Below are 26,308 nucleotides of genomic sequence, written 5' to 3'. Positions count from 1 at the left end.
GTCGCCTCCCGCAATCCAACGCTAATGCTTTGGAAGGGCGCGCCATTAGCAGATAGTGGCGGTAATTCAACTGTTGGTTGAAAAGCTAAGTTGACTCGGTCGACTGGGAGCGAGGCCTGGAAGTTCACTAACTTAACCCTCCATTCGCGCGTGACGCTCAGAGCGAAGTTGATGAAGTTGATGGTGTCGCGCTGAATCCCGGAAGAGCGAATGTTCACGATGTTCACACTGGCTCGCGCGTGAGCGGGGCAGGGCTGTTTATGTTCAAGGTGTGCCAGTCGCGCATCGAGCAGCTTGAAACAGATTTCTGGCGTGTAGGACAGATGTTTGTAGCCCCTCGACCATTTGGAATTTGGGGCTAAGTTCCGCTCGCTCGGCGCAAGGGCGTCCGTCCTTGACGAAATGACCTTTAAGGTGTATTTCGCATGACAGTAAAGCGTCGGGCTCACCATGATCTCGTGGCGGTGCAGGCCAAGTTCGCCTCGGTCGAAACGCTGGAGATGACGACTTCCGCCATTCGGTCGGCCACGGCAATCGGCTTTGGGCGTGAGGATGTGGTGGAGGCAGTGCAGGCATTAAGTCGATCGGATTTCGTTAAATCGGAGACCCAGCACAATCCGCCCAATCACCGCTGTTGGCACGACACGTATAAAAGCCAGCAGGGAGAATTTTATCTCTACCTGAAGTTCGCCGGCGAGACGCTGATCGACGTGATGCTGGTGTCATTCAAGGAAGCGCATGATGGCTGAAACACGAATCCATCCGGTGACCGGAAAGTCGCTGAAGCGGGACATCCGGCCGTTCACGGTCGAATATGGGTCGATGGCGCGCGAAGTGGCGCTGCCGGGTTGGTATCCGGACGACGATGGCGATGCAGTCCATAGTGGCCTCGACCTGGCGGAGGCGGACGAGGTCTTTCTTGAGCTTCGCGCTGCCTATGCCGCGCATGTGCGGGAGGTGCGCAAATCGCTGGGCCTGACGCAGGAAGAGGCGGGCGAGATCATCGGCGGCGGCAAGCGTGCCTTCCAAAAATATGAAAGCGGCAAGGCGCCGCCTAGCGATGCCGCAGTCGGATTGATCGAGATACTTTCAAGGCAGCCGAAGGCGATTGAGGTACTCAAGGAAATCCGCCGGATGCCGGGTACCGGCAAATTGGGCAAAAGGGCCGGTCATAAAAGGCGCGAACGAGCCGTCGCCTGACGGCACTCGACCTACGTCAACTAGTTCCTGACGGCCTCTTTCCTTCTGGTGCGACGGGCGACGCGTTTGATCTGGCGCTCGGCGTCGGCTTCCAGCGGGTTCACCAGCTTTTCATAGAGGCCGAACAAATGTTCTACACGGTCGCGGTCACTGTCGAACGGCTTCTTGCGTTAGAGCTGGTCCACCGCCGCATCGAGCGCGGCGTGCGCCTTGCGCAAATTGGCGGGCATGATGTCGGGGTCATAGAGGTCAGCCAAGCTGGAGGTCGGCCAAGCTTCACGGGCGTCGAGGACTGCCTTCGTGAGTGATTCGATTTCAGCCTTTTGCTTGTCGTTGGCTTCGGGCCAAGGGAAAGTATTGTAGACCATCGTCGTCGTGTACTGAAAATCGCTCTTAGTTCGGCCTCCAACGGTTCGCATCCAAGCCATGTGCATTGCCGACGTCACTACGCCCACCGTGAAAAGAGACGGCCCTTCAATGAATTGAGCGCTACCGCTGACAACAACTGCCGCATCAACGATACCGATCGGCACATATTCGCGACGCTGTGATGATACTTTCGGTATCAGCAAATACGGCTCAGACGGTTGGCGAATTTCACCGAACGCATATGGGTATTTAGCTAAATCTCTTGTGCGGGGCTTCGGGCTTTTCGCCCTTTCCAATTGGACGGCATCAAGCCGATCCCTAATTTCAGGCGACTGGCGGAGCTCATTCGGATTGGCGTTAGCCAGCCATAAACAGAATCGCTCTTCTCCGTTTATGTATTCGTCTCCACCCCAGAAGGGCCTTATCCAATCTGGATTGATCGTTGACTTGCCTCGAAGTTCATCTGCCTCACGCTTGGAAAGTGTGAGATGTCCCCAGTCAGTTGCTTCGCTACCCTTCGAGATTTCCTGTCTAGGACTTAAGGGCCTGCTCTCCTTCTTGATGAGCAGGTTCGAGCCGTCGACCAGATAAGGATTGATATTTTCAGCCTCGCTTTGGAGAGGCTCGCCCTTTTGGTTTTCGTATTCAAACAGTCGCTTCGTTATGGGTCTTTCAGACCGGTCAAATCCAATAACGATGACATGGACATGGGCTTTGCCTCGAGCGTCGCTCCCCCATTCAAAAGTTCGATGGGCGAACAGGATGCGGAAGTCACTTAGCCGCAAAAGTTCGGTCCATAGGGGAGCGACCTGCTCGCCTTGTGTTATCGAGTTCGTCGCAACGAGGGCTGTTCTGCATTGCGAACCGCCTATGTAGTGCGCGGCCAGAGCGAACCAGCAAGCAACGAAGTCGAGCTCGCCAGACCCCTTTGAATTCTCGAATATACGCCGAACCTGATCCTTTTGCCTCGCAGACTGCTCCTTTTTTCCCGCGAATGGCGGATTGCCCATAACGGCGAAACAATCCTCATGCGGCAGCACGTCGTTCCAATTGATTTCGAGCGCATCGCCGTGAACGATGTGCGCGCTGTCCCGTAGCGGGATGTCGGCGAATACTTTGCCGAAGGTGCGGCCCAGCTCGATGTTGGCAAGATGCTCGGTCATCCACATCGCCACTTCGGCGATGTGGGCAGGAAATTCCTCCAGCTCGATGCCATGGAAATGGTCCAACCTGAGGACCGATAGTGCTTCCACCTCGTAGAGCATCGGCGAGTTCGGATCGAACACAAGCTCAAGCGCTTCCTGTTCGAGCCGGCGAAGTTCGCGGTAGGTGACAACCAGGAAGTTGCCACAGCCGCAGGCCGGGTCGAAGAATTGAAGTCGGCCGAGCTTCTCTTGAAAGGCAAGGAGTGCAGCGCGCTTTCCGCCGTCACGACGCTGCTTCAGGTGCTCGAACTCGGCTCGCAGCTCGTCGAGGAACAGCGGGCCGATAAGCTTCATGATGTTCGGCTCAGTCGTGTAATGAGCGCCCTTCTTGCGGCGCTCCTCCTTATCCATCACCGATTGGAACAGTGAGCCGAAGATGGCCGGGCTGACTTTGCCCCAGTCAAACTTGGCGGCGGCGAGTAGATCGTCGCGCATTTCGGCGTCGAACACGGCACGCCGCAAATGGCCCGAGAACAGCTTGCCGTTCACGTAGGGGAATTTGTCGAATTCCGGGTCGTCGCCCTGTTGTCGTTCGTCGGGCGGCGTATCAAGGATTTCGAACAGGTCGTTGAGGACCGAGCCGACGTTGCCGCCGTCGACGTCGGTGCGCTCCTCAATCAGGTAGAGGAAGTCGTCCTTGCTCTCGAAGATGCCGGTGTCGTCGGCGAACAGGCAGAAGAGCAGCCGGACCATGAGCTTTTCGAGATCGCCGCCGCGATAGCCCTTGGCCTCCAGCGCATCGTGCAGTGTGCCGAGCAACTCGGCCGCCTTGATGTTGACTGCGGCCTGGCGCCCGTAGGTGCGGCGTTCGACTCCGAGCATGAAGCCGAATTCGTCGACGTTCTTATGCAGCTCCGGCAGGGTGAAGCTGACTTCCTTGCCGGTCTCGAGATGGCGCAGACGGAAGCGCTGAAAATCGCAGACCAGCACGTATCGCGGTATGTCCCGATCGCGCAGACCGAGCACGTAGTCGTCGGCTTGCTGACCGGCCTTGAACAGGTCCTTGCCGGCGCTTTTCTGCTCAACCAGCAGGACGCTCGGCCAGAAGAGGTCGATGAAGCCGCGCTTGCCTGCTTCGATCAACTCGATCTTGCGTTCGAAGATGGCGACGCGTTTCCGGTCGATCCCGAAGATCTGAAAGAATTCATTGTAAAAAGTCTGTGTTTCGCCCTTTTCGTAGTGGGCGTCTTTCCATCGGACGGAAAAGTCCTTCGCTCGCCGCCGAATTTCCTGCCACCCGAGACGCATATACCCCCCTTACTCCGGCGCGTTCAGCTTGGCGGGAAGTGGGGAAGGGAGCAAGCGTGTTCCGGTGACCATGCGCCAGCTCTTCGGCGCTGGCCCGTCGCCATCGCCGAGACTATGATGCCCGCATGAATGGCATCAGCCAGCGGCAGGTCATCGACAGCATCGGCATTAGCCCGATCGCGACGGTGGTCAGCAATCCGCGCCGTCCTGACAATCCGCTGGAAGCCGTCAATCCCGCATTCTGCGCCCTGACCGGCTATGCCGAGGCCGAAATCGTGGGGCGCAATTGCCGATTCCTGACTGGCGCGCGGACGGAGCCGTGGGTCAGCGATCGCATCCGCAGCGGGATCGCCGGGCGCAAGCCGGTGCTGGTCGAGATCATCAACTATCGCAAGGACGGGTCGCCGTTCCGCAACGGGGTAATGATCACTCCGCTGTTCGATGACGAAGGCGAGTTGCAATATTTCCTGGGCTCCCAAGTCGACCTGGGCGACAGCGATATCATGCTGGCCGGCCAGCGGGCGTCCGCCGCCGCGAAGGTCGCGGCCCTGCCATCGCGCCAGCGGCAGGTGCTGCAGGCGATGAGCAGGGGCTATCTCAACAAGCAGATCGCCCACCGGCTGGGGATTTCCGAAAAGACGGTGAAGATGCATCGCGCCCTGCTGATCGAGCGGCTCGGCGTGCAAAGCTCCGCGGACGCGATCCGCGTCGCGGTAGAAGGCGGGCTCTAGAGTACGGCACAAAGGCCGTATTGGAGCGACTGCCACCAAAGCCGACATATGCGTCCCTAAGGTTACGCTGGTCGCGATCTCCCCCGACCGGCGTAACCGCCCTTCACAGGAGTTATGGAAATGCGCGCACTCAACATATTGACGCAGGTGCTGCTGATCGTCGGCGGGCTTAATTGGGGGCTGGTCGGGTTGGCCAACTTCGACCTGGTCGCGACCCTGTTCGGCGACATGTCGCCACTGTCGCGGATCGTCTACGGGCTGGTCGGGCTGTCGGCTGTTTATCAGATCATTCCGCTGGTTTCTGGGAAGCAGGCTTAGGGGGCGGGCGTCACTCGCGTTCGTTCTCGCCATGCTTCCGCATGGCTGCTACTCACTTCGTGACGTCAGTCCTGTCCCCCGGATCAAGTCCGGGGGCAGGCTGGCCGGCATGCGCCGTCTCTCGCGTAACGACGCTCGCTTCGCTCCGCTCTCGTTACGCTCGGCGGCTTATGCTCAATCCAAGGTCGTCCGGTACTGCTTCACCGCCAACCCAGCGACGATCACCACAAACAGCGCCAGCGCCCCCAGGCTTGGTGCCGCTTCGGCGAGGCCTACGCCCTTCAGCATCGCCCCCCTCACCACGCGGAGCATGTGGGTGACCGGCAGGATGGTGCCGAGCCACTGCGCCCATTCCGGCATTCCGCGGAAGGGGAAGAGGAAGCCGCTGAGGAGGATCGAGGGCAGGAAGTAGAAGAAGCTCATCTGCATCGCCTGCAGCTGGTTGCGCGCCACAGTCGAGACGAGGAAGCCGAGCGCGAGGCTGCCGACGATGAACAGGAACAGGCCGAGGATGAGCGCCGCCCATCCGCCGGCCATCGGCACGCCGAACAATATCCTGGCCATGCTGATGATGAGGGCCGCCTGGATGATGCCGACCACCACAAAGGGGGTGAGCTTGCCGACCATCACCTCGATCGGCCGGAGGGGGGTGGACAGAAGGGTTTCCATCGTCCCGCGCTCGGTCTCTCGAGTCATCGCCAGCGACGTCATCATGACCAGGGTCATGGTCAGGATCGTCGCCACCAGCCCGGGGACGATGTTGTAGGAAGTGATGTTTTCCGGATTGTAGCGGCGCTGGATGACGACCTCGAACGGTTGCGGCCCGGGCGCCGCCGATGCGAGCGGGCCCTTGAGGTCGTGCTTCAGTCCCTCGATCGGTAGCGAGGAAAGCGCCGCGACGGCGCTTCCCGTAGCGGCCGGATCGGAGGCATCGGCCTCCACCAGGATCTGGGGCTTGTCGCGGCGGACCACCCGGCGGGTGAAGTCGCCGGGAATGGTGATGGCGAACTGCACCGCGCCGCGCTCGATCAGCTTATCCATCTCCGCCGGGGATCGGGCGACGTGGACGATCCTGAAATATTCGCTGTTCTGGAGCGAGCCGAGGATCGAGCGGGAGAATTGGCCCTGGTCCTGGACCAGGACCGCGGTCGGCAAATGCTTGGGATCGGTATTGATCGCATAGCCGAACAGCAGCAGCTGGACGATCGGGATGCCGATGATCATCGCATAGGTCAGCCGGTCGCGGACGAGCTGGGTGAACTCCTTCGTCAGCACGGCCATCATCCGCGAAAGGGAAAGGCCCATCATGCCGCCTTGACCTCCGCCGGTGCGTGGACGCGCATCAGGTTGATGAACACATCCTCAAGCGTCGGCTGGACCTCGGTCCATCGATAGGGCTCGCGCCGATAGGATTGGATGGCGGCTTCCAATGCCGCGCGGTCGGTGCCGCTGACGTGCAGCGCTTCGCCGAAGGGCGCGGCCATTTCGACGCCCGGCCGGGCGGCAAGTTCCCGGGCCAGCCGGTCGGCGCGCGGACCTTCTGCCTCGAACGTGACCAGCCGGCTTTCGGCGATCACCTGATCGGCCGTGCCGCGAGCGATGAGGTGGCCGTTGAAGATGTAAGCGATCTCGTGGCAGCGCTCGGCCTCGTCCATGTAATGGGTCGAAACCAATACCGTCATGCCTTCGTCGGCAAGGCCATGGATCCTGTCCCAGAAGTCGCGGCGCGCCTGCGGATCGACGCCGGCGGTCGGCTCGTCGAGCAGTAGCAGCTTGGGATCGTGCATCACCGCGGCGGCAAGGGCGAGGCGCTGCTTCCAGCCTCCGGACAATTGGCCGGCAAGCTGCTTGCGGCGCTTTGTGAGGCCGAGCCTTTCGAGCGTCTGGTCCACGCTGTCCTGGACGTGTGCGAGTCGATAGACCCGCGCGATAAAGGTCAGATTCTCCTCGATCGTCAGGTCTTCGTAGAGCGAGAAGCGCTGCGTCATGTAGCCGGTCTGGCGCTTGATCGCCTCCGCCTCGCGCGGGAACTCCAGCCCCAGCACTTGCCCGTGCCCGGTATCGGGCGTCAGCAGGCCGCACAGCATACGCAGGCTGGTGGTCTTGCCCGACCCGTTGGGGCCGAGAAAGCCGGTGATGTGACCTTGCTCGATCTGCAGGGAGATATTGTCGACGGCCTTGAACGTGCCGAAGCTCTTGCTTAGCCCTTCGACGTCGATTGCCAGGGTCATCGCAGGGGCTCCACATCGACCGGAAGGCCCGGCATCAGCCCGCCGGGCTTCTGCGGAAGCGCTTCGACCATGAACACCAGCCGATCGCGGCTGTCGCGGCTGAAGATGACCGGCGGGGTGAATTCGGGGCGGGGGCTGACGTAGCTGATCTTCGCGGTCAGGCCGCTGGCGCAGCCGTCGCAGGAAAAGCGGACGCTTTGGCCGGGGCGGTAGCGCGCCACTTTCTGTTCGGGAACGAAGAAGCGGACCTTGATCCTGTCGTCGGGAAGCAGGCTGACGATCGGCTGGTTGGCCGCGACCCATTCGCCGGGGCGATAAAAGACTTCCTCCACCCGCGCCGCGGACGGGGCAGGGGGCGACAATTGGTCGACCCGGATCGAGACTTCGCGCTCGCCGCCCCTGGCCTGGTTTTCCTGCGCCTGGGCGGCGGCGACCTGGGCACGGCGAGCCTGGCTCGTCTTGCGCGCAGCACTGAGACGCGCGTTCGCCTCGCGCAGCGTGGCCTGGGCCGCGTCGATATCTTTGCCGGCGACGGCCGCAGGGTCGTCGCTGCGGACGGTAAGCAGCCGATTGAGGTCCTGGCGTGCGCGGTTGGCGTCCGCCGCGGCAGCGGTCACTTCGGCTTCAGCCTGTTGGGCATTGGCCTCGCTCGTGGCGATTTGGGTGCGAGCCTCGACCACCTGGGCGCGCGCTTGCTCGCCTTGGGCCGATAGGGTCGCGGGATCGATGGTGAACAGCTGCGTTCCTGCGCCGACCCGCTGGCCTTCCTGCGCAAGGATCGAGGCGACCGTGCCGGAGACCGGCGCGGCCAGGAACAGGCTTTCACCCTCAATATAGCCGGATAGTTGGCGCTCCCGCTTCGATCCGCTGAGGAAATACCAGACGAGCGCGGCGGCCCCTATCAGCAGCACGACGATCATGATCGGTTTTGCGCGGTTCATTGCGCTGCCCCTTCCTGCCAACCGCCGCCCAGCGCCTTCACCAGCGCCACATTGTCGCGCGCCAGCGCGCCTCGGGTTTCGATCACTTGTTCCTCCAATGCGATGCGGCGGGCCTGGGCAACCAGCACGTCCGAATAGGTGACGAGCCCGCCGCGATAGCGGGCGCGGGCGATCTCCTCGGCCCGGGTGGCGGTTGCCAGTGCCTCTTCCAGGCGCGCGAGTTGGTTGCGGTCGCCGTCCGTAAGGCTGAGAGCATCCTCCACGTCCTGCAGCGCGGTCAGTACCGCCTTGCGATAGGCGATGAGCGCCTGTTCCTGCCGCGCATTGCGGACTTCGACGTTCGCGCGCCTGCGTCCACCGTCGAACAGCGGCCAGTCGATGGCACCGCCCGCGCTGAAGCTTCGGCTGCCCCATGCGAGCAGGGATCCAAGGGCGGTGCTGACCAGTGCCGGCGCGGCGGTTAGTGAAAATCGCGGATAGAGGTCGGCGGTGGCGACACCAATGTCGGCGGTCGCCGCCGCGAGCTCTCGTTCGGCGGCACGGATGTCCGGACGGCGTCGAAGTAGGTCCGACGGGAGGCCCGCGGGAACAGGCGGAGAGGATGGCAGTGCCGCCGGTGCGGAAAGATCGGCCGTAAGCGCGTCGGGGGTCGTCCCGGTAAGGACCCCCAATGCATGGATTTCTGCCTTGGCCTCAGCCTGCAGCGATGGGATCGCCGCGGCGGCGGCGGCTCGTTCGGCACGCTGCTGCTCAAGGTCCTGGCCGGTCACCAGCCCGCCGCGCGTGCGCGCACCGACGAGCTGTTCGAAGCGTAATTGCCGCTCCAGCTCCGCCTCGGCATTGGCAATCCTTGCCTGTAGCGTTCGCAGCCTGAGGTAGGCGCTGGCAACCTCCGCCGCGACCGTCACTTCCGAATCGTGCCGGTTCCAGATTGCTTCGCCGGTTCGGGCGGCTGCTGCCTCGCGCTCGCGCCGGTTGCGGCCGAACAGGTCGATTTCCCAGGATGCGTCGAACCCGATCCGCCAGGTGGTGAAGGATTCCCCGGGTAGGGCGAAGCCGCTGGTGCCGCCGCCGGGTGCACCTCCACCAGGAGGAGCTGGAATCGCGTGCTCGCTGATCCGCTGGCGCGTGATCGATCCCTCCGCCGCAACCTGTGGCGAAGCACCGGCTCCGGCCACCGCCTCGAGCGCGCGCACCTCACGAATCCTCGCGGCCGCGGCTTCGATATCGAGGTTTTGGGAAAGTGCCCGCTCGACGAGGCTGCTGAGCTTAGGATCGCCGAAAGAGAGCCACCAATTGGTAAGGGCGGTATCGGATGCACCAGATTCGCTGTTCGATTCCAGATATTGCCCAGGGACTGCGACGTCGGGCTGCCTATAGTCAGGACCAACGGTCGTGCATCCCACGAGCAAGGCGGAGAGCAAGGCGATCTTCGATTTCACTGCTCCGACTCCGCCAGGAGTCCGGTAAGCACCGTTTGGGAATGTTGCCGGGCAAGGGCCTCGATATCCAGCGGCGCGCCTCCAACGGGTTGCAGTATCTCCCGCCAGATCACGCCCATCAGCATCGGTCCCATCAGGGTAAAGGCATGCAGGCGCGGGTCGCCGGCGCGGACCTCGCCTTTCGCCTGTGCCTTCTCGATCAGTCCGGCCAGCAGGCCAATCGAGGGGCCTGCGACCTGGTCGTGCCAGACCTTGGCCAGTTCGGGAAAATTGCCGGATTCGCCGATCACCATCTTGGCGACCGCCCCGACGGGAAGGCGCTGGGCGAGATCGGCGAAGCGGGAAAGAAACATATTGGCGACCGCCGCGAACGGCAGTTCGGAGGCCATCGCCGCGTCGCGCAACGCACCGACATTGGGCGCGACAGTGTCGCGCACGACAGCCCGGAACAGATCTTCCTTGTCCTTGAAATAGAGATAGAGAGTGCCCTTCGACACGCCGGCACGCTTTGCGATTTCGTCGAGCCGGGCGGCCGCGAACCCTTTTTCCGTGAATACATCAAGGGCCGCCGCGCAAATCTCGCGCGGACGGTCTTCTGCCCTTCTTTGCCATCGAGGTGATTGCACGATTCATTCCTAACTGACCGGTCAGTTATTTAAATTGCGATCGAAAGGCAAGCGATTTTGGTGACGCGCAACGAAAAAGGGCCGGCGCAACGCACCGGCCCTTTGTGAAAATGTCGGAAAGTTGAGGGTTACTTGACCCGTTCGACCTGTTCGAATTCCAGCTCGACCGGGGTGGCGCGACCGAAGATCGAGACGCTGACCTTGACCCGGCTGCGGTCGAAATCGAGTTCCTCGACGACGCCGTTGAACGACGCGAAGGGACCGTCCAGGACCTTCACTGCATCGCCAATCTCATAGTCGACCTTGACCTTGGTCTTGGGCGCTGCCGCAGCCTCTTCCTTGGTGTCGAGCATGCGATGCGCCTGCGCGTCGGGGATCGCCTGCGGCTTGCCGTTGGGACCGAGGAAACCCGTCACCTTCGGCGTATTCTTCACCAGGTGATAGACGTCGTCGTTCAACGCCAGCTTGGCGAGGACGTAGCCCGGCATGAACTTGCGTTCGGCCTGGACCTTCTTGCCGCGCTTGATCTCGGTGACGGTTTCGGTCGGGACCTCTACTTGCTCGACCAGCTGCTCGAGCCCGAGGCGCCTCGCCTCGCTCAAGATAGCGTCGCGGACCTTGTTCTCGAAACCGGAATAAGCGTGGATGATGTACCAGCGGGACATGGGCTTACCTTGAAAAATCTTAGCCGAGCAGGCCGAGCAGGAATTTGACGATCGCGCTGAAAGCCGAATCGACCCCGAAGAAGAAGATGGCCAGCATCGCAGTCATGATCAGCACCATGATCGCAGTGGTGCGCGTTTCCTTCATCGACGGCCATACAACCTTGCTGCCTTCGGCGCGCACCTGCCGGATGAATTCGCCGGGTGTAACCTTTGCCACTGCTCGTGCCTTCCAACGGATAGAAAAACGAGGTCCGCGGGCATCCCCGCCGGACCTCGAACGAGGGAGCGATTAGCGCACCCCGTCACGGGAGTAAATCCCGTGACGTCGAAGCTCGCTGCGCGAGCCCGGCCGGGCGGCTCCGCATCCGCTTCGCGGACCGACGACGTTGCTCCGCAACGCGCCTTGCTACGGCCTGGCAGGGGCAGGGGGACTCGAACCCACGACCCTCGGTTTTGGAGACCGATGCTCTACCAACTGAGCTATACCCCTAGGCCGGCGGGCGAAGTAGCCTCGCCAAGCGGTTCACGCAAGGGCCGTCACGGGAGTAAAACCCGTGACGTCGATCCATTCAGACTGAGGCCGGTGTTCGGCCGGCTTTCGCTCACTCTTCGCGCTGCTAGCGATCGCTCCGCAATCGCCGCGCGGCGCTCGGGAGCTCAAGCCGCTATATCGTAGGGTTGGATCTCACCCGACAGGTAGAGGTTACGCGCCTTGGTCCGCGACAGCTTGCCCGAGCTCGTGCGAGGCAGGGTCCGCGGCGGGATCAGCTCCACCACAGGCGAAATACCAGTGATCGCGCGGACTCGTTCGCGGATGTCGTCGCGTAGCTTGCCGCGCTCCTCGGGATCGCTGACCCGGCAATGGACCAGGACTGCAGGAGTTTCCTCTCCACTCGGACCGGTGATGGCGAAGGCGGCGATGTCGCCGGACTTGAAGCCAGGCAGCTGCTCGACTGCCCATTCGATATCCTGCGGCCAGTGGTTCTTGCCGTTGATAATGATCATGTCCTTGGCGCGGCCGACGATGAAGATGTAGCCGCCCGACATGTAGCCCATGTCGCCGGTGTCCAGCCAACCGTCCTTCATGCACGCCTCGGTCGACTCCGGATCGCGGAAATAGCCGACCATCACGCTCGATCCGCGGACCCAGACCTTTCCGATCGAGCGATCGGCGAGCTGATTTCCATCGGCACTGCGGATCTCGATCTCCATGCCCTCGACCGGCTTGCCGCAATTGACGATCGCGCGGTAGCGGCGCGGGCGTTCCTGTGCCGGCGTGCCAACGCCCGACAGTTCGCTTTCCTCCACCAGTTCAAGGCGAATGCCCTCGCCCGGCGGCATGATCGACACGGCTAATGTGGCTTCGGCCAATCCGTAGCTTGGGCAGAAGGCGGAAGCCTTGAACCCGGCGTCGGCGAAGCTGTCGACGAATGCCTGCATCACGTCCGGACGGATCATGTCGGCTCCGTTGCCGGCAAGCCGCCAGCGCGACAGGTCGAAACGATCGGCGGCGCGGGTCTGAGACGACATGCGCCGCGAGCAAATGTCATAGCCGAAAGTAGGCGAATAAGAGAGGCTGGTGCCGGGGTTGCGGCTGATTAGGTCGAGCCAGGCCAGCGGGCGGCGCGCGAAATCTTCGGTCTTCAGATAGTCGACCGAAACCTGCAGTGCGAGCGGCGAAAGCATGCAGCCGACCAGGCCCATGTCGTGATACCAGGGCAGCCAGCTGATGCAGCGGTCGGTCGGCTGGATTTCGGTGCTGATGCCGTGTGCACGAAGATTATCGAGAAGTGCCCGATGCGTCACCGCCACGCCATGCGGGAAGCGGGTCGAACCGGAACTATACTGAAGGTAGGCAATCTCATGCTCACCTGCGGTCGGCAGTGTGCCAGGCGTTGGCTCAATGGCCTGGAGACTTTCCCAATCCCGTGCCGTGACGGCGCGCCGTTCGGCAGCGGCATTGGCGAAATCGGTCAATTCGGAGGGATAGAGAAACAGCTTCGGGTCGCTGCTCGTCAGCATCACTTCCAATTGATCGACATAAGCGTCACGTCCGCCGAAGCTGGTCGGCAGGGGCAGCGGTACGGGCCACAGCGCGGCATAGATTGCCCCGAAGAAGCAGGCGGCGAATTCGGGCCCGGTTTCCGCGACCAGCGCAATACGGTCGCCCTTTTCGAGGCCAAGCGCCTGGAAGCGGTGGGCGTGACGAAGCGCATCCTCCCGAAGCTCGGCATAAGGATAGGCACGCACCAATGTCCCGCGAGCATCGTGAAAATTCATCCCACGACTGCCCTTGGCGGCATAATCGAGCGCGTCGCCGAGCGTCGGGAAATCGGCGATACGCCGCTCCAGTCGGTCGGCCGTCGGCGTATAGCCGTCGAACGTCAGGGTGGTGTCGATCCTGTCGGTACGGTCGAGCACGCGGCAAATCCTGTCCAATGATCCCATATTCCCGGCATGCGCGCCGGCGGACCCGTCTAGGTACGGGCCTTTTTGCCTGATGGTGACGGAGTGTGGCACAAACATGGCCATGAGCGCCAGTTATCCCCGTAAACCGCGACCTCCGCTCGATGCAGCCAGGCTGAATGAGCTGGCGATCGCTTATGTCGGCAGGTTTGCAACTAGCCGGTCCAAGCTCATCTCTTATCTCAAGCGCAAACTGCATGAGCGGGGCTGGGATGGCGACGGCGAGCCGCCCCTAGACGCACTTGCCGACCGGTTGGTTGAGCTCGGCTACATCGACGATCGCGCCTACGCCTTATCGAAAGCCCGTTCGCTGACGGGCCGAGGCTATGGCGGGCGCCGCATTCGACAGGCCCTCAGCCTAGCCGGCATTGCCGAAGAGGAGGCGGGCGAAGCGCGGGAACTGGTCGAGGCGGAGGCAGTCGAATCTGCTTTGCGTTTTGCCCGTCGAAGGTCGATCGGCCCATTCGCGTCAGTACGGCCTGACCCACGCCGCCGCGAGCGAGAGATGGCTGCGATGATCCGCGCTGGTCACGGATATGGCGTAGCTAGGGCAATTATCGATTTGAATCCCGGGGAAAATCCCGATTTCGAAGCCTTGGCAAAGCTGCGTTAAATTAACGCTTATGTCGGTTCCCCGACACAATTGTCCGTGGTAAGGAATTGCCGTGCAGCGTTTGAGTGCCGAAACGACTCAGGAGGTAGGCCCGGATCCGATGTCCACGGCCGAAGAAATTCTTCCTGAAGGTCAGCTTTGTACGGGTCGAGTCAAATGGTTCGACGCGACGCGGGGTTTTGGCTTCCTGATATCGGACGATTGCGAAGGCGACATCCTGATCCATTTCAGCGTGCTCAAGGAACATGGCCGCCGCTCGCTTCCGGAAGGAGCGACGGTGGAATGCATTGCCGCGCACCAGGATCGCGGATTCCAGGCGCGCAAGATTTTGTCGATCGACCTGTCTACGGCCTTGCCCATGCCGGCCCGTCCGGTCCAACCTTCGGGCGAGCGCGCGGATCGCAAGGCTTTGGCCGATGCCGCGGGCGAATATGAGCCGGTGGAGGTCAAGTGGTTCAATCGCGTGAAGGGTTACGGTTTCCTCAATCGCGAGGGGGAATCGGAAGAGGGCGAGGATATCTTCGTTCACATGGAGACTGTTCGACAGTCGGAGATCGTCGACCTTCAGCCGGGACAGCGGTTGGAGGCTCGGATCGCGGAAGGCCGCAAGGGGCTGACAGCCGTCGAACTTCGAGAGCCCTGATCGGCCGCGCTGTCGCATTGGGGATCATTGCGTCGCTTGCAGCGTGCCAGTCTTCGACATCGAGCGCAGTAGAGCTTGGGCGATCGCCCGCCGGGCTTGATCAAGTCCCGCTGACCATATCTTCGGGGAATCGCGAGCATCGCTTCACGGTCGAAGTTGCGCGGACGCCAGGCGAACAACAAACGGGGCTCATGAATCGCGCCAGCCTGTCGCCGGACCGAGGCATGATCTTCCCCTTCGATGCGCCGCAATATGCGAGCTTCTGGATGAAGAATACGCTCATCCCGCTCGACATGATCTTCGTCCGCGCCGATGGCACAATTGCCAATATCGAAGCGAATACCGTGCCGCTTTCGCTGCAGCCGGTATATTCCAACGAACCGGTCATGGCCGTGCTGGAAATCGCCGGCGGCCGAACGCTTGAGTTAGGCATCAAGGCCGGAGACAAGGTCAAATGGAGTTCCCCGGAATAGCTTGCCTCCCGGACAAGCCGCGGCCGAGCGCGAGGCAAGGCTCGCCCTCCAGGCAAGCTAGCATCGCGCTTGCCTAGCCACGCGTAACGGGGCAAAGGCGCTCGCCTATGGGAATGTTCGCAAACGCCTTCACCTGGTGGAACGGGGCCTCCTGGGGCACCACTTTCTTTTCTCGCCGCAACGGGGAGGAAGTCGGCCGCGACGAGGCCGGCAACATATATTTCCAGCATCGCGGGAATCCCGCCAGGCGCTGGGTGATCTATGACGGGTCGAACGACAGCAGCCGGGTGCCGCCGGGCTGGAACGCATGGTTGCGGGGGACAATAAACGACTTGCCGGACAAGTCATTGCCGCCGCGGCGCAAATTCGAACAGGCGCCGGAACCGAACCTTACCGGAACAATGGCCGCCTACCGCCCCGGCGGCTCGCTCGCGGCCAAGGGAATCCGGCCGGCATCGACCGGCGACTATGAGGCGTGGAAGCCCGAATAAGCGTGACTCGCGCCTTCGCCCTCTTGCCATTCGCGATTCTCGCCCTGACGAGCGCTTGCGACCGTTTCAAGCGATCTGACGAAGGCGGCAACCAGGTGGTGACAATCGACGTTCCCCGCGGTTCGGCGGAACAGCCGGGGGTCACTCCGATGGCCGAGCGGGTGGCGGTGCTGGGCTTGCTCAACAAGCGCAACGGCATCGTTCGCGACCTCACGCTGAAGCCCGGCCAGGCAATGCGCGTGAAGGACGTCACGGTCCGCCTGCGCGCCTGCGAAACCAGCGCTCCATGGGAAGCGGAAAAGCTGACCGGGGCCTTCGTCCAGATGGACGTGCGACGCACGGACGGCAAATGGGTGCGCCGCTTTTCCGGCTGGCTCTACAAGGAAAGTCCGTCGCTCAACGTGGTCGAGGACTCTGTGTACGACGTCTGGCCCAAGAGTTGCGCGATGATCTGGCCCGCCGGCCCTGCCGCACCCGCGGCGCCCGCCGCTTCCAGCAGCCGGTCGAGCGCCTCGAAGTCAGGGGGAAGCGACGCTTCCGGAGACGGATCGCCCACCGCCAACGGCGTTGCGCCGGGAGTGGAAACGGCGCCGCCGGCGGCTCCGCCCGCGGGCGACAGGGCCGACGACAGCAATCCGACATAGCGATCCCGGTTGACTGTCTTCGCACCGAGTGAAGCGAGGTGTGGGGTCATGAACTGGCAGTCGAGCAGCGTGAACTGCCCAACGCGCAGCCGAGCAACCAGCCAGGCCAGCGCAACCTTCGAAGCGTCGGTCATCCGGCTGAACATCGATTCGCCAAAGAAAGCCCGGCCGAGTTTCACTCCGTAAAGCCCGCCTACCAGCTGTCCTTCGTGCCAGCATTCGACCGAATGGGCGTGACCTACGGCATGGAGGCCGAGCGTTGCCCGCTCGATAACCTGGTTGATCCAGGTCTCTTCGCGGTCGGCGCAGGCTAGCAGCACTTCGTGAAAGGCCTGGTCGCGCGTAACGGTGAAGCATCCGGATCGGATGCGCTTGGCCAGCGAGTGCGAGAGATGGAAACCGTCCAGTGGAATGATCGCCCGAGCGCGCGGCTCGACCCAGAATATGTCGCCGGCGTTGCGGCTGTCGGCCATGGGGAAAATGCCGGCCGCATAGCCCCTGAGAAGCATCCTGGGATCGAGACCTTCGCTCATGCCGGCCTGGCCCTCACAGCAGTTGGCGTACTTCCTCTTGCGGGCGGCAGAGTCGGACGCCCTTTTCCGTTACAACCAAAGGACGCTGTATCAATATGGGATGTTCCATCATCGCGTCGAGAATGGCGTCGTCGGTGGCCGACGGGTCATTCAGGCCGAGCTCCTCGGCCAATGGTTCCTTCGCGCGCAGTCCCTCCCGGGCTGTCATTCCTGCCCGTGCATAGAGGCGCTCCAGCTCTTCGCGGCTGGGGGGCGCCTTAAGATATTCGACGACGGTCACTTCGACACCTTCATTAGTGAGAATTTCCAGTGTCTTACGTGACGTGCCGCACATCGGGTTATGGTAGATTGTCGCCTTCATTTCGCATCCGTTCATTTGCCGTTTTCAACGCTGCCACAGAGAGGCCCAGGATAATAGCGGTAACGACCAACGGACTATCCTGATCGTTGTTTCGCCGGAACCTCCTGCAATGAATCTCGTTTGGCGAGGGTGACTGGTGCACCGCTGCCGGGGGCGTCGGGTCCTGGGGCACGGTCCGTCAAAGACCACAAAGGGAGTCAGAAGATGCGTAAGTCAATGATGGCGATTTTGCTCGCCGGTACTGTTTCACTCGCCGCCTGCGCGACCGATAGCCAGACTGCGGGCAACGTTGCCCAGGGCGCGGCGGTCGGTGCGGCCGGCGGCGCGGCGATCGGGGCGGTTGTCCCGGGCGTCAACGTTATCGAAGGCGCTGCCATTGGTGCAGCGGTCGGCGGTCTTGCCGGCGCGGTTTGGGCCGACAACAACAATGACGGCTATGCCGACGGTTATGTCCAGAACGGGCAATATTATTCCGGAACGCCATCGGGCTATGACCCGACGCTTCGCCGCGTTGCAACAGGTGCGCTTGGCGGCGCCGCAATTGGCGCAGCGGCTGGCGCAGTGATCGGCGGCCTCAGCCCGATCGAAGGTGCCGTGATCGGCGCCGCGATCGGCGGACTTGCCGGAGCAGTCTGGGCCGACAACGATCGTGACGGCAGGGCCGACGGCTATGTCTACAACGGCCAATACTATCAGGGTACTCCGTCCGGTTATGCGCCGGCCGCAACCCAACCCGCTCCGCCAATGACTGGCGAACGCGGCTAATGAAGAACCGGATCGTCTCAGGATGGTCCGTAAAACCCGCCGGGCGCCCAGTGCGCCCGGCGGGTTTCGCATTGTTGGCCTTGGCAGGGTTGCTGGCAGTAACGCCGGCCCAGCCAGCCTTGGCCGCCGGTGCGCCACCGGCGTCAGAAAGAATTGATCCTGCGACCGGTCCGCAATGGATAACGTCAGACCAGCGTGCGGCCACCCGCCTTATCGCCCTGTTACAGAGCGCCGATTTCGACGGGCTCGACCCCAAGCGATTCAAAACTAAGGCGCTGCTCAAGGCATTGCGCTCGGCCTCCGGCGGCAGTTTGAAATCGGCCGACCGGGCCAACCTCCTGCTTGACCGCGCGCTAGTCGAATATGTGGCGGCGCTTCGCTCTACACCGTCCAAGGATTGGGCGATCGTCGACCGCGCTGCGATTCCCGCCGCACCCTCTGCGTCCGCCCTGCTTGCGCAGGCCGCGGCCGCACCATCGCTTGAACGTTGGCTCGACAGCATGCCGTTCATGCACCCCGATTATGCCGTTCTGCGCCGTGCGCTGGCAGCCTCCACCGGCGGAGGCGATGCCCGGGCGGAGGCAGTGCTACGCGTCAATCTGAACCGCGTACGCCTGTTGCCCGCTGCGGGACGCTATGTGCTGGTCAACATCGCCGCGCAGCGACTCTACATGTTCGATGGGCGCCAGCAGGTGGATTCGATGAAGGTCGTCGTTGGCCAGGGCCGCGACGACCGCAAGACGCCGATGATGGCCGGGACCCTGCAACATGCGTTGCTCAATCCCTATTGGAATGTGCCGCCTGACCTGGTCGGCGACGACGTGGGGATTTACGTGAAGAAATATGGCCTCGGCTACCTTAAGTCGCGAGGCTACCAGGTGCTGTCCGACTGGGGCAAGAACGCCTCCGTGGTCGATCCGGCGACGGTCGATTGGCTGGCAGTCATGGACGGCAAAGTGCAGATCCGGGTCCGCCAGCTACCCGGGCCGCGAAATGTACTCGGCAAGGTCAAATATACATTTCCCAATCCCTATGGCGTGTACCTCCACGACACATCGCAGCCGCAACTGCTAACGCATGAAGTGCGATTGTTCAGCGGCGGTTGCATCCGACTGGAGGATGCGGCCCGGCTCGGCCAATGGCTGTTCGGCCGCACGTTGAAGGCTACGTCCGATGCGCCGGATATCGAGGTGCCGCTCGACAAGCCGGTGCCGATTTACGTCGCTTATCTGACGGCGGTGCCCGACGGCACGTCGATTACCTATTTCGAAGACGTCTATGGCTGGGATGCGAAACAGCTGACCGAGTCCGGTGCCGGCAGCGACCACGTCGCCGCCAATTAGTAGCGACGGAAATTGATTCCCCAAGTGTAGTCGCTTCCCACCTCGCTTTGGATTGGTACGCCGGCGCTGTTCATCGCTGGACGAAAGCGCAGCCGTTCGGTGAGGAGTCGGCAGGTGGTTGCATCGAGTACAGGGCTGCCGCTCGATGCGATTATCCGGCAGTCGGCAATCCGGCCGCTGATCAGAACGGTGAAGCGTACGCTGACTCGCCCCTGGAGTTTATCGCGCAAGGCGGAACGCGGATAATCGCTGTTACGTAGCCCACCTGACAGCCACTCAGCGCGGGAGCCACCGCCTGCACCGCCTCCGCCACGGCCCGAACCGGTTCCGCCCGCACCCGGCCCGGCGCCCGCCGTCGCAGCGCCCGCATTGGGTGAGCTTCCGGTTCCGGCAATCGGAGCTGCCGGGATCGGGGATTGGGCCGGCACGATGATCTTGGGCTTTGGCATGACGACGGGCGTAGGATCGGCTTTCTTCCCCGCCGCCCCTTCTTCTCTTCTCTCCTGGCCTGGATGTGGCTCTGGCGGCGGAGGGGGCGGCTCCACAATCTCGATCAGGACCGGCAGAGTCGTATCCATCGTTCGGGGCGACGTGTCGGTCCGGACCATCAGCATTGCACCAATCATCACGGCATATACGGCCATGACGGCTGCAATGGCCTTCGCACGGTCAGGCCGAGACGGTTCGGCGCGGTAGCTGGACATGACCGTCCAGAAACGCACTTTGGGCCGGGATGGATGCTAAGCGAGCGGCCTATTCGACCGGATTTTCGTCCAGCCAGCGCTCGAGCCACTTGATCGTGTAATCACCGCTGGTGAATGCGTCGGTCGCGATGATCCGCTGGTGCAAAGGCACCGTCGTCTTCATTCCGTCGACCACAAATTCCTCAAGCGCGCGCTTGAGCCGCCGGATGCAACTCTCACGATCGATGCCATAGACGATCAGCTTGCCGATCATGCTGTCGTAATAGGGCGGTACCTTATAGCCGGCGTAGAGGCCGCTATCGACGCGGACGTGCATTCCGCCTGGCGCGACATAATTCTTCACCAGGCCGGGCGAGGGGGCGAAGGTCTGCGGGTCTTCGGCGTTGATCCGGCATTCGATCGCATGACCGTGGAGACTGACTTCGCTCTGCCTCACCGACAGCCCATCACCTTGAGCGACCCGGATCTGCTCGGCGACGAGGTCGATATCGCTAATCAGCTCGGTCACCGGATGTTCGACCTGCAGCCGAGTGTTCATCTCGATGAAATAGAATTTTCCATCCTCGTAGAGGAACTCGATGGTCCCGGCGCCACGATAACCCATCTCAGCCATCGCTTGGGCGACCAGCGCGCCCATTTCCGACCGTTGGTCGGCCGAGATTACCGGCGAGGGGGCCTCCTCGATAACCTTCTGGTGGCGTCGCTGGATCGAGCAGTCGCGCTCGCCGAGGTGGATCGCCTTGCCATTACCGTCGCCGAACACCTGAAATTCGATGTGGCGCGGGTCGCCGAGATATTTTTCCATGTAGACGGTCGGGTCGCCGAATGCGGCGTTTGCTTCCGCCGATGCCTGGCCCATCAGACTTTCCAACTGGTCTTCGTCCGGCACGACTTTCATGCCGCGCCCGCCGCCGCCTGAGGCAGCCTTGACCAGCACCGGGTAGCCGATTTCCTTGGCGATCTTCTTGGCTTCATCGACGCTGTGCAGTGGCCCGGGCGAGCCGGGAACGAGCGGCAAGCCAAGCTTCTCGGCGGTTCGCTTGGCCTCGATCTTGTCGCCCATGATCCGAATATGCTCGGGCTTGGGCCCGACCCAGATCAGATTATGGCTTTCGACAATCTCCGCGAACTGGGCGTTCTCCGAAAGAAAGCCGTATCCCGGGTGGATCGCGTCGGCGTGAGTGATCTCAGCCGCCGAGATGATGTTGGCGATGTTGAGATAGCTGTCCTTTGCCGGAGGCGGGCCGATGCAGACGGCTTCGTCGGCCAGTCGGACATGCATTGCGTCAGTGTCGGCGGTAGAATGGACCGCAACCGTCTTGATGCCCATCTCATGACAGGCGCGGTGAATGCGCAGGGCAATCTCGCCGCGGTTGGCGATCAGAAGCTTTTGGATTGCCATCGAAGCTTACTCGATGACGACGAGCGGTTGATCGAACTCGACCGGCTGGGAATCGCCCACCAGAATCTGGGTTACCTTGCCGCCCCTGGGGGCGAGGATCGGGTTCATCACCTTCATCGCCTCAATGATCATCAACGTGTCGCCCTGCTTGACCGGGGCTCCAACGGCAATGAACGGCTTGGCGCCCGGCTCCGGCGACAGGAAGGCGGTGCCGACCATCGGCGATTTAACTGCATCGACCGGCGCGGCGGCCGGCGCGACTTCGACGGCCGCAGCAGGCGCAGGCGAAGGGGCAGCCGGCGCAACGGCGGCAGGGGCGGGCGCATAGGCCATCACCGGCGCTGCCTCACGACGGACCTTGATCTTCCGATCGCCGTCCTCGACTTCGATCTCCGTCAGCTCGTTGGCTGACAGCAGCTCGGCCAGCTCGCGCAGCAGCGCGCCATCGACTCGCATCGCGTGCTTAGTGTCGCCGTTCGGATTGGCCATTTTGCGTTCCTTGTTCTTGTTTTCCGGCGGAGGTCGAGGCGCTCCCTACGCAAAGCCTGGCGGCCGCGTCCAGTGCAAGCACATAGCCTTGTGCGCCAAATCCATGAATTCCGCCCCTAGATACTGGCGCGATCAGGCTTTGCCGGCGGAAGGCCTCCCGGCCGTAGGGATTGGATAGATGGACTTCGATCACGGGTGGCTCGATCGCCGCTACCGCGTCGCGCACCGCGACCGAAGTATGCGTGAATCCACCGGCATTGAGGATCACGACGCCCGCCTTGCGCTCATGGGCCTCGTGAAGCCAATCGATCAGTTCGCCTTCATGATTGGTCTGCCTGGCTTCCACCGTCACGCGAAGCGCCGCGGCACGCTCGTGAAGCGTCATGATGATGTTGCTCAAGGTCTCGCGGCCGTAGACCTGCGGCTCCCGAGTTCCAAGCAGATTGAGGTTCGGCCCATTGAGGACGAAGATCAGCGGTGGCGTCGCCATGGGGAGCCCCTATATGGGCGTCGAGTTCATCCGTGAAGCGAAAGCGTAACAATGTCCCTCGACGGAACGTCAGGCGTGATGATCAACGGCGAGCATCGACGGGTGCCGGCTGGCACGACGCTTGCCCAACTGATCGCCGAAGTCGGGCTCGATCCACAGCGGGTCGCGGTCGAGCGCAACCTGGAAATTGTCCCGCGTTCGACCTTTGGCGAGGTGATGGTCGAGGATGGCGACGCATATGAAATCGTCCACTTCGTTGGCGGGGGTTGAGAGTTGACTGACAATTGGACCGTTGCGGGCCGCACCTTCACGTCACGGCTGATCGTCGGTACGGGAAAATATAAAGATTTCGAGCAGAACGCGGCGGCGGTCGAGGCATCGGGCGCGGAAATCGTCACGGTTGCGGTTCGCCGGGTCAATATCAGCGATCCCAAGCAGCCGATGCTGATGGATTTCATCGATCCGAAGAAGATCACCTATCTGCCCAACACCGCCGGCTGCTTCACCGCCGAGGAGGCGATCCGCACCCTGCGGCTGTCGCGCGAGGCGGGAGGCTGGACCCTGGTGAAGCTTGAAGTGCTGGGGGAAGCGAAGACGCTTTATCCGGACATGCTCGAAACCCTGCGCGCGACCGAAATCCTCGCGAAGGAAGGGTTCGAACCAATGGTCTATTGCGCGGACGACCCAATCGCCGCCAAGCGGCTGGAAGATGCCGGCGCGGTCGCCATCATGCCATTGGGCGCGCCGATCGGATCGGGACTTGGCCTTCAGAACCAGGTGATGATCCGGCTGATCGTCGAAGGCGCAAAGGTGCCGGTCCTGGTCGATGCGGGCGTCGGCACTGCCAGCGATGCGACGGTGGCCATGGAACTGGGTTGCGACGGCGTGTTGATGAACACCGCCATCGCCGAGGCAAAAGACCCGGTAATGATGGCGCGGGCAATGAAGCTGGCGGTCGAAAGTGGGCGGCTCGCCTATCTCGCGGGACGCATGCCCAAGCGCCGCTACGCCGACCCGTCGAGCCCGCTGGCGGGACTCATTTAGTCGCGATCACCAGATGTGCGGACATCGGCGCGTCGAGTCCGTCCGGGCCTTCGAATTTCGCCAATGCCTTGGCGGCGGCTTTTGTTACGCGATCGAGCGCGGCCGGATCGCGAGCCTCTATTTCGGAGCGCAGTGGGCTGCCCTGGCACATGCCGGTCGCGGCATCGAGCGCTGAAGGCAGTCGGCTACGATGGCCGATCGTCTCAAATTCAATGTCGTCGAACCCCGCCGCCGTCAGATCGGCCGTGATGATTTCCAGGTCGGCGTAGCCGAACGGCATGCGAGCGAGGAAAGCGGGCGGATCGTCCGGGAATTCCGCCGCGACCGCCTCGTGAATCGCTTTCGACGCCGCATTCATGTCGAGCGAGTCCCAAATCACAAGCAAGTAGCGGCCACCGGGTCTCAGTACCCGGAAGGCCTCCTGATTGGCGGCCTGCTTGTCGGGGTAAAACATCACTCCAAACTGGCAGACGATCAGGTCGAAGCTTTCATCGTCAAACGGCAGGTCCTGCGCGTCGACTGCCCGGTAATGGACCTTGTCGGATTGGAGGTGCTCCGCAGCAACCTCAAGCATCGCCGGGTTGAGGTCGGTCGCGACAATCCTCGCGTCGGGAAGAGCATGGTGAAGTGACTGGGTGACCACGCCCGTGCCTGCCGCCGTTTCAAGAACGTCGCGCGGCCCAAACTGTATCGCCCGGGCGGCGACATCGGCGGCGTAGGGCTCAAACAGCATCGGCACCAGGAGCCGGTCGTAGCTGTTCGGTATCGAGCCGGCGAATAAGGTGTCGGTCGCGGTCATGCGCAAACTCCCTCGTCCTGTGAGATTACGAGTTAGCACGTATAGGAACGACTTCCCAAGCGTGCGAATTTGCGCGGTGGAGGTGCGCCATGAGCGACTTCACCATGCTTCGCGAACGGATGATCGATCGGCAGATCGCTGCAAGAGGACTCGACGACCCCAAGCTGCTGGCGGCGTTTCGATCTGTACCTAGGGAAGAGTTCATCAGCCGCGACTATGCCGGCTACGCTTATGAGGATTCGCCGCTTCCGATCGAATCCGGCCAGACCATCAGCCAGCCCTACATCGTCGCGCTGACCATCGACGCGGCCGAGATCGGACCGGGCGACAAGGTGCTCGAGGTTGGCGCGGGCTCGGGCTATGCCGCGGCGGTTATCGGCCAAATTGCGGACCAGGTTATCGCAATCGAGCGACACGCCGAGTTGGTCAGGCTCGCCCACGATCGCATGCGGCGCCTTGGCTATGCCAATGTCCGCATCGTCGAGGGAGACGGCACGCTGGGCTGGCCCGAGGAAGCACCCTACGATGTCATCGTTGCCGCGGCGAGCGGAAGCCATGTCCCGAAGTCCTGGCTGGCGCAGCTGAAGCCCGGCGGACGGATCGTCGTGCCCCTCGGCGATCCGGGCTCGGCCCAGACGCTGGTCAAGGTGACCAAGCGTGAGGACGGTACGCTGGTGCAGGAGAACCTAGGAGGCGTGCGGTTCGTGCCGCTGATCGGCAAAGAGGGTTTTAGGGATAGCGGCAGCGCGGCGCAGATCGCCACGTTGCCGCAGATGGTTGCCGAAGCCGCCGAGCCGCTGCCCGATATTGAAGATCCTGCGTTCGCGGCGATGTTCGACCGCTACGCCGACGCCCGGGTCGTCTTGCTGGGCGAAGCAAGCCACGGCACGAGCCAGTTCTACCGCGCCCGTGCAGCGATTACCCGGCGGCTGGTAGAGAGGCACGGCTTCAACATCGTCGCGCTGGAAGCCGACTGGCCCGACGCGGCAACGCTGGACCGGATCGTTCGTCACCGGCCTGCAAGAGAAGGCGAGGAACGGGCCTTCGCAAGGTTCCCGGCGTGGATGTGGCGAAATCGCGAGTTCGACCATTTCGTCCGCTGGCTCCACGGCCATAACAAGGGCAAGGCGGCCGGGCAGATGGCCGGGCTATTCGGGCTGGACCTGTACAATTTGAGCGCTTCGATGCGCGCGGTGATCGACTATCTGGAAGGAGTCGATCCAGCCGCCGCCAAGGAGGCGCGCGAGCGTTATTCGTGCCTTGCTCCCTTCAGCCAAAACCCGGCCGCCTATGGGAGGCTGGCGATGAGTCACGGCTATGCCTTTTGCCGAGACGGCGCCGTCACCATGCTTAAGGAGCTGCTGCAAAGACGCCTGCGATATGCGCTGGAGGATGGCGAGGAATGGCTCGATGCGTCGGCCAATGCCCGGCTCGTCAAGAATGCCGAGGCCTATTACCGCGTAATGTACGAAGGATCGGAGGAAAGCTGGAACCTGCGCGATACGCATATGTTCGAGACGCTCTGCGCACTCCTCGACGCACATGGGCCCAACTCCAAGGCGGTCGTCTGGGCGCACAACAGCCATATCGGCGATGCGCGCTATACCGAGATGGGCATCGCTCGAGGCGAGCTGAACATCGGCCAGCTTTGCAAGGAGAAGTTCGGCAAACAGGTACGCAACATTGGCTTCGGAACACATGGCGGCACGGTCGCGGCCGCGGACGATTGGGACGGCCCGATGCTGGTCAAGCAGGTCAATCCGTCGATGCCGGAAAGCTATGAGCGGCTTTGCCATGAATGCGGGGTTGAACGCTTCCTGCTCGACTTGCGAGAAGGCGAAAACCACCGCGTCGCAACCAAGCTCATGGAGCCCCGGCTGGAGCGCTTTATCGGCGTCATCTACCGGCCCGAGACGGAGCGATGGAGCCACTACAGTCAGGCCATCCTGCCGCACCAGTTCGACGGTTGGGTGTGGTTCGACGAGACCGATGCGGTCACCGCGCTCCCGGGCGAGGCACGTCCGGGCGAACAGACCAGCGCCGACGAAACCTGGCCGTTCGGGCTTTAGTTC

At 62.5% G+C, this 26,308-nt stretch carries 26 protein-coding genes, 1 tRNA gene and 3 pseudogenes; 13 read left to right on the top strand and 17 right to left on the bottom strand.

The window, feature by feature from the left end; translation table 11 throughout:
• Window positions 1-425 precede the first annotated feature (425 nt).
• Window positions 426-749, top strand: a complete 324-nt coding sequence (locus tag LVY65_RS10525) for a type II toxin-antitoxin system MqsR family toxin (protein WP_235068126.1) — start codon at window positions 426-428, stop codon at window positions 747-749.
• Complete coding sequence (locus LVY65_RS10520; protein WP_235068123.1) at window positions 742-1,200, top strand: type II TA system antitoxin MqsA family protein; 459 nt, start codon at window positions 742-744, stop codon at window positions 1,198-1,200. The genes LVY65_RS10525 and LVY65_RS10520 overlap by 8 nt, the downstream gene beginning before the upstream one ends.
• A 170-nt stretch (window positions 1,201-1,370) precedes the next feature.
• Here LVY65_RS10520 and LVY65_RS10515 read toward each other — a convergent pair whose 3' ends face one another.
• A complete protein-coding gene (locus LVY65_RS10515; RefSeq protein WP_328282515.1) occupies window positions 1,371-4,022 on the bottom strand; it encodes a class I SAM-dependent DNA methyltransferase in 2,652 nt (883 codons plus the stop codon).
• A gap of 125 nt (window positions 4,023-4,147) precedes the next feature.
• Between LVY65_RS10515 and LVY65_RS10510 the strand changes: the two genes are divergently transcribed.
• Both LVY65_RS10510 and LVY65_RS10505 read left to right on the top strand, forming a co-directional pair.
• Window positions 4,148-4,753 carry a LuxR C-terminal-related transcriptional regulator gene (locus tag LVY65_RS10510; RefSeq protein WP_235068119.1) on the top strand — a complete coding sequence of 202 codons (606 nt, stop codon included), beginning with the start codon at window positions 4,148-4,150 and terminating at the stop codon, window positions 4,751-4,753.
• A 120-nt stretch (window positions 4,754-4,873) separates the two neighbouring features.
• The gene (locus tag LVY65_RS10505) at window positions 4,874-5,071 is read left to right on the top strand and encodes a DUF378 domain-containing protein (RefSeq protein WP_235068117.1); all 198 of its coding nucleotides are present in this window, start codon (window positions 4,874-4,876) and stop codon (window positions 5,069-5,071) included.
• A 174-nt stretch (window positions 5,072-5,245) separates the two neighbouring features.
• On the opposite strand, the gene LVY65_RS10500 is transcribed toward LVY65_RS10505, so the two are convergent.
• The 9 genes from LVY65_RS10500 to LVY65_RS10460 all read right to left on the bottom strand — a co-directional run bounded on the left by LVY65_RS10500 (window position 5,246) and on the right by LVY65_RS10460 (window position 13,397).
• Complete coding sequence (locus LVY65_RS10500) at window positions 5,246-6,376, bottom strand: ABC transporter permease (protein WP_235068115.1); 1,131 nt, start codon at window positions 6,374-6,376, stop codon at window positions 5,246-5,248.
• Entirely contained in the window at window positions 6,376-7,302 is a 927-nt protein-coding gene (locus LVY65_RS10495; protein ID WP_235068113.1) for an ABC transporter ATP-binding protein, read from the bottom strand. Before LVY65_RS10495 ends, LVY65_RS10500 begins: the two co-directional genes overlap by 1 nt.
• On the bottom strand, window positions 7,299-8,243 hold the full coding sequence (locus LVY65_RS10490) for an HlyD family secretion protein (RefSeq protein WP_235068111.1): 945 nt from the start codon (window positions 8,241-8,243) through the stop codon (window positions 7,299-7,301). The genes LVY65_RS10495 and LVY65_RS10490 overlap by 4 nt, the downstream gene beginning before the upstream one ends.
• Window positions 8,240-9,685 carry an efflux transporter outer membrane subunit gene (locus LVY65_RS10485; RefSeq protein ID WP_235068109.1) on the bottom strand — a complete coding sequence of 482 codons (1,446 nt, stop codon included), beginning with the start codon at window positions 9,683-9,685 and terminating at the stop codon, window positions 8,240-8,242. Before LVY65_RS10485 ends, LVY65_RS10490 begins: the two co-directional genes overlap by 4 nt.
• Window positions 9,682-10,311, bottom strand: coding sequence for a TetR family transcriptional regulator (locus LVY65_RS13370; protein WP_235068107.1), 630 nt, complete (start codon window positions 10,309-10,311; stop codon window positions 9,682-9,684). Before LVY65_RS13370 ends, LVY65_RS10485 begins: the two co-directional genes overlap by 4 nt.
• Before the next feature lie 128 nt (window positions 10,312-10,439).
• Window positions 10,440-10,976, bottom strand: a complete 537-nt coding sequence (gene nusG, locus LVY65_RS10475) for a transcription termination/antitermination protein NusG (RefSeq protein ID WP_235068106.1) — start codon at window positions 10,974-10,976, stop codon at window positions 10,440-10,442.
• A gap of 19 nt (window positions 10,977-10,995) precedes the next feature.
• Window positions 10,996-11,193 carry a preprotein translocase subunit SecE gene (gene secE / locus LVY65_RS10470; RefSeq protein WP_235068104.1) on the bottom strand — a complete coding sequence of 66 codons (198 nt, stop codon included), beginning with the start codon at window positions 11,191-11,193 and terminating at the stop codon, window positions 10,996-10,998.
• Between the two features lie 197 nt (window positions 11,194-11,390).
• A tRNA-Trp gene (locus tag LVY65_RS10465) sits at window positions 11,391-11,466 on the bottom strand.
• 167 nt (window positions 11,467-11,633) lie between these two features.
• Window positions 11,634-13,397 carry a fatty acyl-AMP ligase gene (locus tag LVY65_RS10460; RefSeq protein WP_235068102.1) on the bottom strand — a complete coding sequence of 588 codons (1,764 nt, stop codon included), beginning with the start codon at window positions 13,395-13,397 and terminating at the stop codon, window positions 11,634-11,636.
• Between the two features lie 109 nt (window positions 13,398-13,506).
• On the opposite strand from LVY65_RS10460, the gene LVY65_RS10455 reads away from it, so the two are divergent.
• From LVY65_RS10455 to LVY65_RS10435, 5 genes and pseudogenes are all read left to right on the top strand, one after another.
• Entirely contained in the window at window positions 13,507-14,055 is a 549-nt protein-coding gene (locus tag LVY65_RS10455; protein ID WP_235068099.1) for a RecX family transcriptional regulator, read from the top strand.
• A 52-nt stretch (window positions 14,056-14,107) separates the two neighbouring features.
• Complete coding sequence (locus LVY65_RS10450; protein ID WP_235068096.1) at window positions 14,108-14,698, top strand: cold-shock protein; 591 nt, start codon at window positions 14,108-14,110, stop codon at window positions 14,696-14,698.
• A 17-nt stretch (window positions 14,699-14,715) separates the two neighbouring features.
• On the top strand, window positions 14,716-15,171 hold the full coding sequence (locus LVY65_RS10445; protein ID WP_328282514.1) for a DUF192 domain-containing protein: 456 nt from the start codon (window positions 14,716-14,718) through the stop codon (window positions 15,169-15,171).
• Window positions 15,172-15,278: 107 nt separating this feature from the next.
• Window positions 15,279-15,662: an NADH:ubiquinone oxidoreductase subunit NDUFA12 gene (locus tag LVY65_RS10440; RefSeq protein ID WP_235068095.1), complete on the top strand. Its 384-nt coding sequence runs from the start codon at window positions 15,279-15,281 to the stop codon at window positions 15,660-15,662.
• Between the two features lie 149 nt (window positions 15,663-15,811).
• Window positions 15,812-16,045: pseudogene (locus tag LVY65_RS10435) on the top strand (DUF2155 domain-containing protein); the annotation flags it as partial.
• On the opposite strand, the gene aat reads toward LVY65_RS10435, so the two are convergent.
• The gene (aat, locus tag LVY65_RS10430; protein ID WP_235068093.1) at window positions 16,039-16,839 is read right to left on the bottom strand and encodes a leucyl/phenylalanyl-tRNA--protein transferase; all 801 of its coding nucleotides are present in this window, start codon (window positions 16,837-16,839) and stop codon (window positions 16,039-16,041) included. The pseudogene LVY65_RS10435 and the gene aat overlap by 7 nt on opposite strands.
• A 13-nt stretch (window positions 16,840-16,852) precedes the next feature.
• Complete coding sequence (gene arsC, locus LVY65_RS10425) at window positions 16,853-17,200, bottom strand: arsenate reductase (glutaredoxin) (RefSeq protein WP_235068091.1); 348 nt, start codon at window positions 17,198-17,200, stop codon at window positions 16,853-16,855.
• 204 nt (window positions 17,201-17,404) lie between these two features.
• Here arsC and LVY65_RS10420 point away from each other — a divergent pair, with 204 nt between their 5' ends.
• Together LVY65_RS10420 and LVY65_RS10415 are read left to right on the top strand one after the other, a co-directional pair.
• Window positions 17,405-17,965: a YMGG-like glycine zipper-containing protein gene (locus LVY65_RS10420; protein ID WP_235068090.1), complete on the top strand. Its 561-nt coding sequence runs from the start codon at window positions 17,405-17,407 to the stop codon at window positions 17,963-17,965.
• Window positions 17,965-19,308, top strand: a complete 1,344-nt coding sequence (locus LVY65_RS10415; protein ID WP_235068089.1) for a L,D-transpeptidase family protein — start codon at window positions 17,965-17,967, stop codon at window positions 19,306-19,308. Before LVY65_RS10420 ends, LVY65_RS10415 begins: the two co-directional genes overlap by 1 nt.
• Here LVY65_RS10415 and LVY65_RS13365 read toward each other — a convergent pair.
• The 4 genes and pseudogenes from LVY65_RS13365 to aroQ all read right to left on the bottom strand — a co-directional run.
• The gene (locus tag LVY65_RS13365; protein ID WP_235068088.1) at window positions 19,305-20,030 is read right to left on the bottom strand and encodes an energy transducer TonB; all 726 of its coding nucleotides are present in this window, start codon (window positions 20,028-20,030) and stop codon (window positions 19,305-19,307) included. The two genes, LVY65_RS10415 and LVY65_RS13365, sit on opposite strands and share 4 nt — an antisense overlap.
• Before the next feature lie 31 nt (window positions 20,031-20,061).
• Window positions 20,062-21,414 (bottom strand): acetyl-CoA carboxylase biotin carboxylase subunit, encoded by a 1,353-nt coding sequence (gene accC / locus LVY65_RS10405; protein ID WP_235068086.1) that lies wholly within the window; start codon window positions 21,412-21,414, stop codon window positions 20,062-20,064.
• A 6-nt stretch (window positions 21,415-21,420) separates the two neighbouring features.
• Entirely contained in the window at window positions 21,421-21,903 is a 483-nt protein-coding gene (gene accB, locus LVY65_RS10400) for an acetyl-CoA carboxylase biotin carboxyl carrier protein (RefSeq protein WP_235068085.1), read from the bottom strand.
• Between the two features lie 52 nt (window positions 21,904-21,955).
• A pseudogene (gene aroQ, locus LVY65_RS10395) lies at window positions 21,956-22,393 on the bottom strand (type II 3-dehydroquinate dehydratase); the annotation flags it as partial.
• Between the two features lie 51 nt (window positions 22,394-22,444).
• Between aroQ and thiS the strand changes: the two are divergent.
• Window positions 22,445-23,437 (top strand): annotated as a pseudogene (gene thiS, locus LVY65_RS10385) (sulfur carrier protein ThiS).
• Here the strand turns inward: thiS and LVY65_RS10380 are convergent.
• Window positions 23,430-24,236 carry a class I SAM-dependent methyltransferase gene (locus LVY65_RS10380; RefSeq protein WP_235068081.1) on the bottom strand — a complete coding sequence of 269 codons (807 nt, stop codon included), beginning with the start codon at window positions 24,234-24,236 and terminating at the stop codon, window positions 23,430-23,432. The pseudogene thiS and the gene LVY65_RS10380 overlap by 8 nt on opposite strands.
• Window positions 24,237-24,325: 89 nt before the next feature.
• Between LVY65_RS10380 and LVY65_RS10375 the strand changes: the two genes are divergently transcribed.
• A complete protein-coding gene (locus tag LVY65_RS10375; RefSeq protein WP_235068080.1) occupies window positions 24,326-26,305 on the top strand; it encodes a protein-L-isoaspartate(D-aspartate) O-methyltransferase in 1,980 nt (659 codons plus the stop codon).
• The last annotated feature ends 3 nt before the right edge of the window (window positions 26,306-26,308 follow it).

This window comes from Sphingomonas cremea, assembly GCF_021502585.1.
GTDB lineage: Bacteria > Pseudomonadota > Alphaproteobacteria > Sphingomonadales > Sphingomonadaceae > Sphingomicrobium > Sphingomicrobium cremea.
Note: the sequence above shows the minus strand (reverse complement) of the source record. Positions and strands in the feature narration are given on the sequence as shown.